This window comes from Pantoea sp. Morm (assembly GCF_016643525.1).
Taxonomy (GTDB): Bacteria; Pseudomonadota; Gammaproteobacteria; order Enterobacterales; family Enterobacteriaceae; genus Pantoea; species Pantoea dispersa.
Genome location: NZ_VOQX01000119.1, coordinates 1 through 11,783 on the forward strand (window position 1 = coordinate 1; position 11,783 = coordinate 11,783).

Sequence of the window (11,783 nt, forward strand, 5' to 3'; positions counted from 1 at the left end):
ATGCAGCTGCAGCACAGCACGTGCAGCACCGCAGGCCAGCAGGCAGCGGGTTTGCTGGTGAACGCCAACAGCAACGGCGACAGCAGCACGGTAACGCTCGACAGTACGCACATCGTCAGCCAGCAGGGTGCGGCCATCAAAGTGACCAACAGCAGCGCTGACATTACGCTGACCAACGGCAGCCAGCTGCAGGGCGGCGACGCGCTGCTGGACGTGGCGAGCGGCACGCTGCCGTCAGAAGTCATGCTGAACGCGGATAACCATGTACGGCTGCAAGGCGACGTGCGCGCCGACGCCGCCAGCCGGGTGGCGCTGGCGCTAAGCAACGCCTCACAGCTGAGCGGCAGCGTTCAGGGTGCCGATAGTCTGACGCTCGACGCCAGCAGCCAGTGGCAGCTCAGCGCCAGCTCAACGCTTAATACGCTGCACAGCGACGGTAACGTGAGCTTTGCCCCGCAGGCCAGCGGCTTCAGCACGCTGGATGTGCAAACGCTGAGCGGCAACGGCAGCTATCACCTGAACACCGATCTGGCAGCATTGCAGGGCGATCTGATTCGTGTTGTGGGCGCTGCCAGCGGCGATCATCGGCTGGGGATTAGTAACAGCGGGCGCGAACCGCAGCAGAGCGACGCGGCGCTGACGGTGGTGACTACCGGCGGCGGCGATGCCCACTTTGCGCTGGAGCACGGCGTGGTGGATGCCGGCGCGTGGCAGTATCAGCTGGAGCAGCGCGGCCAGGACTGGGTGCTGGCGCAGAAGCACGATGAGGACAAGCAGCCGTTACCAACGCCTTCCGCCGCCACAGTCACCGCACTGTTTAACGCCGCGCCGATCGCCTGGTACAGCGAGCTAACTAATCTGCGTACCCGTCTTGGCGAAGTGCGCAACAGCGCAGCGCAGGGCGGCGCCTGGACGCGCGTCATCGGCAATGACTGGCGTATCAATGCGCGCAGCGGCGTGGCGTGGCGCCAGCAGATGCAGGGCGTAGCGATGGGCGTCGATAGCGCCAAAACCACCGGTTATGGCCAGCGCCTGCTCGGCGTGTTCAGCGGCATCAGCAAAAGCCGGCTGGCCCTCAGCGGCGGCAGCCAGGGCACCATCAACAGTTTCTATATTGGTGGCTATCACACCTGGCTGTTGAATGACGGCTGGTTCGCCGATGCGGTAGTGAAAGCCAACAACTTCAGCAACCGCGCCGACGCGCGTATGTCCGATGGCAGCAAGGCCAGCGGCAGCTATCAGACCGCCGGATTTGGCGCCTCGCTGGAGCTGGGCCGCAAGTTTAACTATCAGAACGGCTGGTTCGCCGAGCCATCACTGCAGTTCTCCTCGCTGAGGGTGCAGGGCAAAGCATATCGCCTGAGTAACGATCTGGCGGCGAAGGCGGCGTCTGGCGGATCGCGTCTGGCAACGCTGAACCTGACCGGTGGACGCGAGCTGGCGCTGGAGAACGGCGGCAAAGTGCAGCCGTGGCTGCGTGCCGCGCTGGCGCAGGAGCTGGTGCGCGATAATGCCGTCAGCGTTAACGATCAACGCATGAACAGCAATCTGGCGGGCCAACGACTGGAGCTGGGCGCGGGCGTTAACGTCTCACTGACGCGCGATGTTGCGCTGTATGCGGACGCCAGCTGGAGCCACGGCGATAAGCTGACATCACCGTGGAGCGGCAGCGCGGGCCTGCGCTGGCAGTTCTGATCCTCATCTGGCACGCATTCAGCGTGCCTTTTGCTGCGGCACCACTGTCTGGCTGACAGGGTGCCGCAGCGCGTTAAGCGACACGCCCTACGCGTCCACCGCCCTGCGGCTGAAACAGAAAGAACAGCCCGGCGCCGGGACTGATCACCAGCAGACGTCCTCCCTTTTGCGGCTGCAGTTCCGCCAGCGCCAGCGTGCGCGCGTCATTGAAATCCGTCACCAGCGCCGGAAAATGCGCCATGCCGTTAATCTGCGCGCGATACTCGCGCATCATGCCGCGTCGCAGGTGCTGCACATCGTTATTGAGCCAGCGCGGCAGGCTGTTCGCCAGCTGATGCGCGGCCACCGGCCCGCCGGTATAAGCCAGCAAACGCACGCGCGCCTGGCGCGGCGGCTGAATAAAGTGGTGAATAAACCAATCCATGTATGCGTCTTTCATCCCTGCGCTTCCCCTGTGCTGACCGGCTGGCCTCAGGCTATTTTAAGGACTGGCAGGTTTAAGGTTAATGAGACCAGGCCTACGCGCCGGTCAGTGCAGTCTGACAAATGGGGGAGATTCTTAGTCGTTTGGGTTTGGGTTTGCCCTCACCCCGGCCCTCTCCCGCAAGCGGGCGAGGGAGTGGTCCGCTGCGGACGGGGAAGGCAGTGCGTCACATTCGTTAACCGGGAAGGCGCAGCGGGTGGAAAGTGTGAAAGGCATGCACCGCCCAGTTCCCTCTCCCGCAAGCGGGCGAGGGAGTTGTCCGCTGCGGGTGGGGAATGCAGTGCATCACATGAGTTAACCAGGAAGGCGCAGCGGGTGGAAAGTGTGAAAGGCATGCACCGCCCAGTTCCCTTTCCTCAACCGGCACCGCCCAGTTCCCTCTCCCCAACCGGCACCGGTCAGTTCCCTCTCCCGCTTGCGGGAGAGGGTTAGGGTGAGGGAAAAACCACTATGAATTCAAATGATTAAACCGCCTGCGCGCACGCCCACGCCGAGCTCCACGCCCACTGGAAATTGTAGCCGCCGAGCCAGCCCGTCACGTCCACCACTTCGCCAATGAAATAGAGCCCCGGCACATCACGTGCTTCCATGGTCTTAGACGACAGCTGCGTGGTATCCACGCCGCCCAGCGTCACTTCGGCGGTGCGATAGCCTTCGGTTCCGTTTGGCTGCACGCGCCACTGGTGCAGTGTGGTGACCAGCTCGCTCTGCTGCTTGCTGTTAAGCTGCTTCAGCGTCACGTCCGGAATCTGCTGCAGCTCCTGCAGCACTTCCACCAGCCGCTTCGGCAGGATCTTCGCCAGGCTGTTTTTCAGGCTGAGGTTGGGATGCGCCGCGCGCTGCACGTCGATAAAATCGTCCAGCGCGGTCTCCGGCGACAGGTTGACGGTGATAAACTCGCCCGGCTGCCAGTAGCTGGAGATCTGCAACACCGCCGGACCGGAAAGGCCGCGGTGGGTAAACAGCATCGCCTCTTTAAATAACGTGCCGTCCTGAGCGGTGATGGTGGTCGGCAGCGCCACGCCGGAAAGCGTGTTCAGCTGCTCCAGCAGCGGCTTATGCAGCGTAAATGGCACCAGCGCGGCGCGCGTCGCATGGACGCGCAGGCCAAACTGTTCCGCCACCTTATATCCGAACGGCGTTGCTCCCAGTCCCGGCATCGACAGACCACCGCTGGCGATCACCAGCTTGTCCGCGCGAACCGCCGAGCCATTTAGCTGCAGCGTGTAACCGTCGTCGTCGCGAGCCACGCTCAGCACTTCGCTGCGCAGTCGCAGCGTCACCTGGCCGGCTTCACACTCCTTCAGCAGCAGATCAACAATCTGCTGCGCCGAATCATCGCAGAACAGCTGGCCGAGAGTTTTCTCGTGCCAGGCGATGCCGTGACGATTAACCAGATCGATGAAATCCCACTGGGTGTAACGCGCCAGCGCCGATTTGCAGAAGTGCGGATTATGCGACAGATATGCCGCCGGTTCGGTGTACAGATTAGTGAAGTTGCAGCGGCCGCCGCCGGACATCAGAATTTTGCGCCCCGCCTTCTTGCCGTTATCCAGCAGCAGCACGCGACGGCCCAATTGCCCGGCCTGCGCCGCGCAGAACATGCCGGCCGCGCCTGCACCAATGATGATAACGTCAAACTTTTCCACTGCCTTAATCCACCTGATTGAAAGGCGCTGATTGTAGAGATCTGCGGCTTTTCGCGCCAGCGACAAAAAATTGCCGTAAATGTGTCATATTGTAACTTGCTCATTTTGCGGTCTTTTTGCCTTTAATTACCTGCCGGATGACAAATTTAAGACAAAAAAGAGCTATATTTTTCTTTCCCATAGCGCACGTTGTCGCAGATAATGCGCCGCGTTCATGTCCTCCAAAATGGCGTAACGTTTATGCTACATCTGTTTGCTGGTCTTGACCTAAGCACCGGCCTGTTATTGGTTCTTGCTCTGCTGTTTGTGTTGTTTTACGAAGCAATCAACGGCTTTCACGACACTGCCAACGCGGTCGCTACAGTCATTTACACCCGTGCGATGCGGGCGCAACTGGCGGTTGTGATGGCCGGTGTGTTCAACTTCTTAGGTGTGCTGCTCGGCGGTTTGAGCGTGGCCTATGCCATCGTGCATATGCTGCCAACCGATTTGCTGTTGAATGTCGGTTCGGCGCATGGGCTCGCCATGGTGTTCTCCATGCTGCTGGCGGCGATTATCTGGAACCTCGGTACCTGGTATCTCGGCTTACCGGCGTCCAGTTCGCACACGCTGATCGGCGCCATCATCGGTATTGGTCTCACCAATGCGCTGATGACCGGCACGTCGGTGGTGGATGCGCTGAACCTGCCGAAAGTCATCAATATTTTCCTCTCCCTGATTCTGTCGCCGATTGTTGGTCTGATCATTGCGGGTGGCCTGATTTTCCTGCTGCGTCGCTACTGGAGCAGCACCAAAAAACGGGCTCGCATCCACATGACGCCTGCTGACCGCGAGAAGATCGACGGCAAGAAAAAGCCACCGTTCTGGACACGTATCGCGCTGATTGTCTCCGCCATTGGCGTGAGCTATTCGCACGGTGCCAACGACGGTCAGAAAGGCATCGGCCTGATCATGCTGGTGCTGATTGGCGTCGCGCCGGCGGGATTTGTGGTGAATATGAATGCCTCCGGTTATGACATCACCCGTACGCGCGATGCGGTGAATCATCTTGAGCAGTATTACCAGCAGCACGGCCAGTCGCTGACGCACATCGTGCAGATGGCACCACCGGCGGTGCCGACGCCGGAAGAGTCGCTCGGCGGCCCGCAGGAGTTCCATTGTGATAGCTCCCGTGCGCTCGATGCGATTAACCGTGCGCAGGGTCTGCTGGGTAATCTGCAGAGCTACAGCGATCTCACGCCTGACCAGCGCGGTCAGATGCGTCGTCTGCTGCTGTGCATCTCCGACACCGCGGACAAAGCCGCTAAGCTGCCGGAGACCAGCGCCGACGATAAGCGCTTCCTCAATAAGCTGAAAGGCGATCTGCTTGGTACCATCGAGTATGCGCCGGTATGGATTATCGTGGCGGTCGCGCTGGCGCTCGGCATCGGTACCATGATTGGCTGGCGCCGCGTGGCGACCACCATCGGCGAGAAGATCGGTAAAAAAGGCATGACGTATGCGCAGGGCATGTCGGCCCAGGTAACGGCGGCGGTGTCGATTGGTATCGCCAGCTACACCGGGATGCCGGTTTCGACCACGCACATTCTGTCATCGTCGGTTGCCGGTACCATGCTGGTAGATGGCGGCGGTCTGCAAAGCCGCACCATCAAAAATATCGCGATGGCCTGGGTATTCACCCTGCCGGTGTGTATTTTGCTGTCTGGCTCGCTGTACTGGATTGCGCTGAAGCTGATTTAACGCTTCAGCGTTGCAGGGTTATGTCGTGGTGCGTTGCGAATACAACACAGCGCGCCGCGACAGAACCCGCTCCCCCTCTCAGTGCCAAATCGCTAAGGCGATCAGGCTCACCACCACCAGAAAACACAGCCCGCTGGTCAGAACAAACTGACCACGCACCCGCTCGCAGCGACGAATAAATTCATCGTCGTGATGATCGCGATAGCGTTTCTCCCAGATATAGCGCACCAGCCGCACCTGCTTGCTCGGCTGACCGTGGGACGTAAAGAAACCGGCACCATCAACATACTGATACAGCAACGGATCGCACCCGCGCAGCACCGCCAGCAGTGAGCGCAACGATGAGAAGTAACGCGCCATATTCACCAGACAAACCACACACAGAGCCCAAAAAAGCGCGATAGTGCTGATCATGTTCCCCTCCCGGCTGGAGCCGCAATGACGTTACCTGCAGCGGGGAAAAGCTGCAGACGCCCCACGGGAAATAAGCCAGCCACAGATGAATCGAATTGCATTGTTGTTATGCGGACCTGAGCGCGCTACCCGGACGGGAGTGGCCCTCATTTTCAGTGTAGGAGATCTGTTTAAATTTTTTCCAGCGATGATTTTCGTTCAGCGCGAGCGAAAAAAGCGATAACCCATGATCTGACTCACAGCCGGGCTTCGGTTTGCAGCATTTGCTACCCACTCTGGCTATACTCGGGATATAACAATTATTCGCCTGCGTGGCTGACATTGTGGTTGGTGGCGCTTCATCGCCGTTACGCGCAAAGGATTACGCCAGCGGAACGGCAGAAATTCGGGTTGCCCCAGAATCTTGAGAAAGGAGTTTTATCATGGCTTATAAACACATCCTGATTGCAGTAGACCTTTCCCCGGAAAGCCAGTTACTGGTTGATAAAGCGGTATCACTGGCCCGTCCTTATGATGCAAAAATCTCGCTGATTCACGTTGATGTGAACTATTCAGATCTCTACACCGGGCTGATTGACGTCAACCTCGGCGATATGCAGAAGCGTATTTCGGAAGAGACACACACCGCGCTGCGCGAGCTTTCCACCAACGCCGGTTATCCGATTAGCGAAACCCTGAGCGGCAGCGGCGATCTCGGCCAGGTGCTGGTGGACGCGATTAAAAAATACGATGTCGATTTGGTGGTGTGCGGCCATCATCAGGATTTCTGGAGCAAGCTGATGTCGTCAGCGCGCCAGCTGATTAATACCGTGCATATCGATATGCTGATTGTGCCGCTGCGCGATGAGGAAGAGGAATAATCACGAGGCGTGGGGTCGCCGGGACCGGATTCGGTCGCCATCAATGGCGAACCTGCAATGAACATTAACGCTGTAGGGTCGGCATTAATGCCGACCTGTTTTATTGCCGCACCGCCTAAACCAACGGCGGATAAATATCGAAACGGTGGCTTTTGGTCACCACCGCCGATTGAGTGGCGACGCCAGCCAGCGGCGGTGCGTAATCCGGGCGCTTCACCACGATGCGCTTCTTCGCCAGACGGCGCGCCGGTTCGAGCAGCGCATCGGCATCCTCATCCGGCCCCACCAGCGACTGAAACACCCGCATCTCCTTCTTCACCAGCGCGCTTTTCTGCCGGTGCGGATACATCGGATCGAGATACACCACGTCCGGTGCCGGCGTGATATCACTCAGCGCCTGCTGGCTGACCACATGCAGCAGCGTCAGGCGCTCGCGCAGCCAGCCGCCGATCTCCGCATCTTCATAGCCACGCCGCAAACCATCTTCCAGCAGCGCCGCGACCACCGGATGGCGCTCCAGCATACGCACGCGACAGCCCAGCGCGGCCAGCACAAAGGCATCGCGCCCCAGTCCCGCCGTCGCATCCACCACGTCGGGCAGGTAATCCCCTTTGATGCCCACCGCTTTCGCCACCGCTTCGCCGCGCCCGCCGCCAAATTTGCGCCGGTGCGCCATCGCACCGGAAACGAAATCGACAAATATGCCGCCAAGCTTTGGCTCATCCACTTTACGCAGCTCCAGATGCTGCGCTGTCAGCACCAGCGCCAGCGTGGCGCTGTCGTCCTGCTCCAGCCCCCAGCGCTGCGCCAAATGTAATAAGGCGCCGTCTCCGGCGCCTGTTTCATCCACTAAACCGATCTTCACAAGCAGGCTTATCCCTGAATTCCGTAGTGTTCCAGCATCGCATCCAGCTGCGGTTCACGACCGCGGAAGCGTTTGAACAGCTCCATCGGCTCTTCGGAACCGCCGCGCGTCAGGATGTTGTCGAGGAACGACTGACCGGTCTGACGGTTGAAGATGCCCTCTTCTTCGAAGCGCGAATACGCATCGGCAGCCAGCACGTCGGCCCACAGATAGCTGTAGTAACCCGCCGCGTAGCCACCGGCAAACACGTGGCTGAAGGCGTGCGGGAAGCGGCCCCACTCCGGGCTCGGCACCACGGCAACCTGCTTTTTCACTTCACGCAGGGTTTCGAGGATTTGCGCGCCCTGCGCCGGATTAAACTCGGTATGCAGACGGAAATCGAACAGGCCGAACTCCAGCTGACGCAGAATGAACAGCGCCGCCTGATAGTTCTTCGCCGCCAGCATTTTATCCAGCAGCGCTTTCGGCAGCGGCTCACCGGTTTCGTAATGGCCGGAGATGAACGCCAGCGCTTCCGGCTCCCAGCACCAGTTTTCCATAAACTGGCTCGGCAGCTCGACCGCATCCCACGGCACGCCGTTGATGCCAGACACGCCCGGCGCTTCGATGCGCGTCAGCATGTGGTGCAGGCCGTGGCCGAACTCGTGGAACAGCGTGGTCACTTCATCGTGAGTGAACAGCGCCGGTTTGCCCTGAACCGGACGGTTGAAGTTACAGGTCAGGTACGCCACTGGCTTCTGCAGACTGCCATCGGCTTTACGCATCTGCCCGACGCAGTCATCCATCCACGCGCCGCCGCGCTTGTGCTCGCGCGCGTAAAGGTCGAGGTAGAAGCTGCCACGCAGCTCGCCGCTCTCGTCGAACAGGTCGAAGAAACGCACGTCCGGATGGTAAACATCCACGTCGGTACGCTCTTTGGCGGTGATGCCATAAATACGCTTCACCACTTCAAACAGACCGTTCACCGCGCGTGATTCCGGGAAGTACGGACGCAGCTGTTCGTCGCTGATGGTGTACAGATGCTGTTTCTGCTTCTCGCCGTAATAGGTGAGATCCCACGGATTCATGTCATCCACGCCAAACTCTTTTTTGGCAAAGGCACGCAGCTGCGCCAGCTCTTTTTCACCCTGCGGACGCGCGCGTTTAGCGAGGTCGTTCAGGAAGTCGATCACCTGAGACGGGCTTTCCGCCATTTTGGTCGCCAGCGATTTGTCGGCGAACGAGTCAAAGCCCAGCAGCTCGGCCAGCTCGTGGCGCAGCGCCAGCTCTTCCGCCATGATCGGGCCATTGTCCCATTTACCGGCGTTCGGGCCCTGATCGGAGGCACGGGTGGAATAGGCGCGATACATCTCTTCACGCAGCGCGGCGTTGTCACAGTAGGTCATCACCGGCAGATAGCTCGGGATATCCAGCGTCAGCAGCCAGCCTTCCTGCTGTTTGGCTTCCGCCTGCGCTTTGGCTGCGGCCAGTGCGCTCTCCGGCATTCCCGCCAGTTCAGCTTCGTCGGTGATCAGTTTGCTCCAGCCCATGGTGGCGTCCAGCACGTTGTTGCTGTAAGCCGATCCCAGCTCGGAGAGGCGCGCGGCGATCTCGCCATAGCGTTTCTGTTTCTGTTTATCGAGGCCGATACCGGACAGCTCAAAGTCGCGCAGGCTGTTATCCACCGCTTTCTTCTGCGCGGTATCCAGCTGCGCGTAGCTCTCGCCCTCACGCAGGTTGCGATACGCCTGATACAGGCCTTCGTGCTGGCCCACCCAGGTGCTGTATTCGGACAGCAACGGCAGCGTCTGCTCGTAGGCTTCGCGCAGTTCCGGGCTGTTTTTTACCGAGTTGAGGTGGCTGACCGGCGAGAAGATACGGCCCAGGCGATCGTCCACTTCCGCCAGCGGCTGGACTAAATTTTCCCAGGTGTAAGGCGCGCCCTGCGCCACTACGCGCTCCACCGCCGCGCGACAGTCGTTCAGCGCTTCAGTTACAGCGGGAACCACGTGCTCAGGTTTGATGGCGGAAAAAGGCGGTAGCGTAAAAGGCGTGAGTAACGGATTGGTCATAAGCGCAGTCCTTTCATCATGGAGTGGGGCCGCGCGCAGGGGCGCGACACAATTTTACTAACATGCGGCCAGACGAGGGGAAAATCAATGCCACCCGCAAGGGCAGAGAGAAAAACGCGCGATGAATCGCGCCGCTACAGTAAGTGCACGTATCAGTAGCGGCGCGATTTATCGCGCAATGTTGAAAAAAAGCCCGCCAGACGGCGGGCCAGAGGTTATTTGATGGTCAGCTGATAATGGATCACATCATACGGCGCGACCCACGGTGGCAGCGGCTCGCGCTCGTAAATATCTTTCGCCAGCGCCCAGCCTTCCACTGCGCCGCCTTTACCGGTCAGCGACATGCCTTCCTGCAACAGTGGCGGCAGGCTGTCGTTGAACGGCACCTGATCGTGCGAAAAATCGTTGATTACCTTGCCGCTCAGAGTGGTGACGCGGACGCTGACCGCTGCCTGCTGGTCCGGCAGCAGTTTGCCTTTGACGCTTTTCACCGCAAACCACTGCATGCCGAGATCTTTCTTCAGCGCTTTACGCTTCGCCACTTTCTTGTCCAGCTGCGCGTAACCTTTTTCAATCAGTGCGTTCAGTCCTTTGCCAATGGAGGCCTGCATGGTGGCGTAACGGCGCGCCATCTCTTCGCCATCAAGCAGCGAATCACCGCTTTGCAACTGGGTGGTTAAGCCGGCAATCAGCTGATCCATACTGATGCTGAGGCCGATGTCTTTGACCATCTGCAACTGCACCACCGCATTGCTGGCGATGAACTGACCCAGCGTGTAACCATCGCGTTCAGCATCGCTTTTCGGGGCAGAAAGTTTTGGTGCGGCGGCCGGTTGCTGCTTCGCCGCCTCCAGTTCCCGCGTCAGCTGCGCCAGGTTGTGCGCCTGCTGCTGTTTTTCGCTATCCAGCGCGGCGAGTTGTTTTTCGCGCTCGGCCTGCTGCGTCTGTAGCGCGGTGAGCTTCTTCTCGCTTTCCGTCTGCTGAGACTGTAACGCTTGCAGCTGTTTATCGCTTGCAGTCTGCTGCGCGGCCAGTTTTTGGGCGCTCTCAGCCTGCTGGGCGCTGAGCTGCTTTTTACTCTCAGCCTGCAGCGCCGCCAGCGCCTTCTCGTTTTCTGCCTGTAAGGCCGCCAGCTTTTTGTCACTTGCGGCCTGCTGTGCGCTGAGCTGTTTTATGCTCTCAGCCTGCAGCGCCGCCAGCGCCTTGTCGTTTTCTGCCTGTAAGGCCGCCAGCTTTTTGTCACTTGCCGCCTGCTGGGCGCTGAGCTGCTTTTTGCTCTCAGCCTGCAACGCCGCCAGCGTTTTCTCGTTTTCTGCTTTTAGCGCCTTCAGCGCGTCGGTGCTCTGGGTGGCCGCCGCGCGCGCGTCGCTGAGCTGTTTCGTCAGCTGGGCGCTGCCGGCGCTTTGCTGCTGCTGTGCCTCTTTCAGCGCCTGCTGCAGCGTGGCGATATTTTTCTCCTGCTGCTGCTTCTCCGCGCTGAGCGCTGCCAGTTTTTTATCGTTCCCGGCCTGCTGGGCGCTGAGCTGTTTTTTGCTCTCTGCCTGCAGCGCCGCCAGCACCTTATCGTTTTCCGCTTTCAGCGCTTTAAGCGCGTCGGCGCTCTGAGTGACCGCCGCGCGCGCGTCGCTGAGCTGTTTCGTCAGCTGGGCGCTGCCGGTGCTTTGCTGCTGCTGAGCCTCTTTCAGCGCCTGCTGCAGCGTGGCAATGTTTTTCTCCTGCTGCTGCTTCTCCGCGCTGAGCGCTGCCAGCTTTTTGTCGCTGGCAGCCAGCTGCGCCTTTAACGCATCGTCCGCTTTCACCGCAGGTGCCGCAGACAGCTTTTCCAGCTCCGCCACGCGGGCGCGCAGACGCGTCAGTTCCGCACTGTGATCGGACGCTGTTGCGGCTTTTTTCTCTGCCTTGCTGACGGTTTTCGTCGCCGGTTTAGCGGCCGGTTTTGCAGGTGGCTGTGGTTTTGCTGCCGGTGCCGGCGGCAGGGTGCGCGCTGCTTCGCTGAACGCGCGCAGCATGTCATCATCAGCCGCT

8 protein-coding genes and 1 pseudogene are annotated in these 11,783 nt (G+C 59.9%); 3 read left to right on the forward strand and 6 right to left on the reverse strand.

Features of this window, described 5'->3' with window-relative positions; all coding sequences use genetic code 11:
• Positions 1-1,695: autotransporter outer membrane beta-barrel domain-containing protein (locus FT726_RS24060; RefSeq protein WP_346303577.1), on the forward strand; the 1,695-nt coding region annotated here is incomplete at its 5' end.
• A gap of 73 nt (positions 1,696-1,768) precedes the next feature.
• Here FT726_RS24060 and FT726_RS24065 read toward each other — a convergent pair.
• Positions 1,769-2,119 (reverse strand): hypothetical protein, encoded by a 351-nt coding sequence (locus tag FT726_RS24065; protein WP_288424391.1) that lies wholly within the window; start codon positions 2,117-2,119, stop codon positions 1,769-1,771.
• A gap of 524 nt (positions 2,120-2,643) precedes the next feature.
• Positions 2,644-3,828, reverse strand: coding sequence for an NAD(P)/FAD-dependent oxidoreductase (locus tag FT726_RS24070; protein WP_288424389.1), 1,185 nt, complete (start codon positions 3,826-3,828; stop codon positions 2,644-2,646).
• A 240-nt stretch (positions 3,829-4,068) separates the two neighbouring features.
• Here FT726_RS24070 and pitA point away from each other — a divergent pair, with 240 nt between their 5' ends.
• Entirely contained in the window at positions 4,069-5,568 is a 1,500-nt protein-coding gene (gene pitA / locus FT726_RS24075; protein WP_021508108.1) for an inorganic phosphate transporter PitA, read from the forward strand.
• 78 nt (positions 5,569-5,646) lie between these two features.
• On the opposite strand, the gene uspB is transcribed toward pitA, so the two are convergent.
• Positions 5,647-5,982: a universal stress protein UspB gene (gene uspB, locus FT726_RS24080; RefSeq protein WP_010618665.1), complete on the reverse strand. Its 336-nt coding sequence runs from the start codon at positions 5,980-5,982 to the stop codon at positions 5,647-5,649.
• Between the two features lie 422 nt (positions 5,983-6,404).
• Here uspB and uspA point away from each other — a divergent pair, with 422 nt between their 5' ends.
• A complete protein-coding gene (gene uspA, locus FT726_RS24085; protein WP_021508107.1) occupies positions 6,405-6,842 on the forward strand; it encodes a universal stress protein UspA in 438 nt (145 codons plus the stop codon).
• A 115-nt stretch (positions 6,843-6,957) separates the two neighbouring features.
• Here uspA and rsmJ read toward each other — a convergent pair whose 3' ends face one another.
• The 3 genes and pseudogenes from rsmJ to FT726_RS24100 all read right to left on the reverse strand — a co-directional run.
• Complete coding sequence (rsmJ, locus tag FT726_RS24090; protein ID WP_058759341.1) at positions 6,958-7,707, reverse strand: 16S rRNA (guanine(1516)-N(2))-methyltransferase RsmJ; 750 nt, start codon at positions 7,705-7,707, stop codon at positions 6,958-6,960.
• 8 nt (positions 7,708-7,715) lie between these two features.
• On the reverse strand, positions 7,716-9,758 hold the full coding sequence (gene prlC / locus FT726_RS24095; RefSeq protein WP_288424380.1) for an oligopeptidase A: 2,043 nt from the start codon (positions 9,756-9,758) through the stop codon (positions 7,716-7,718).
• A gap of 215 nt (positions 9,759-9,973) precedes the next feature.
• Positions 9,974-11,783: pseudogene (locus FT726_RS24100) on the reverse strand (hypothetical protein); the annotation flags it as partial.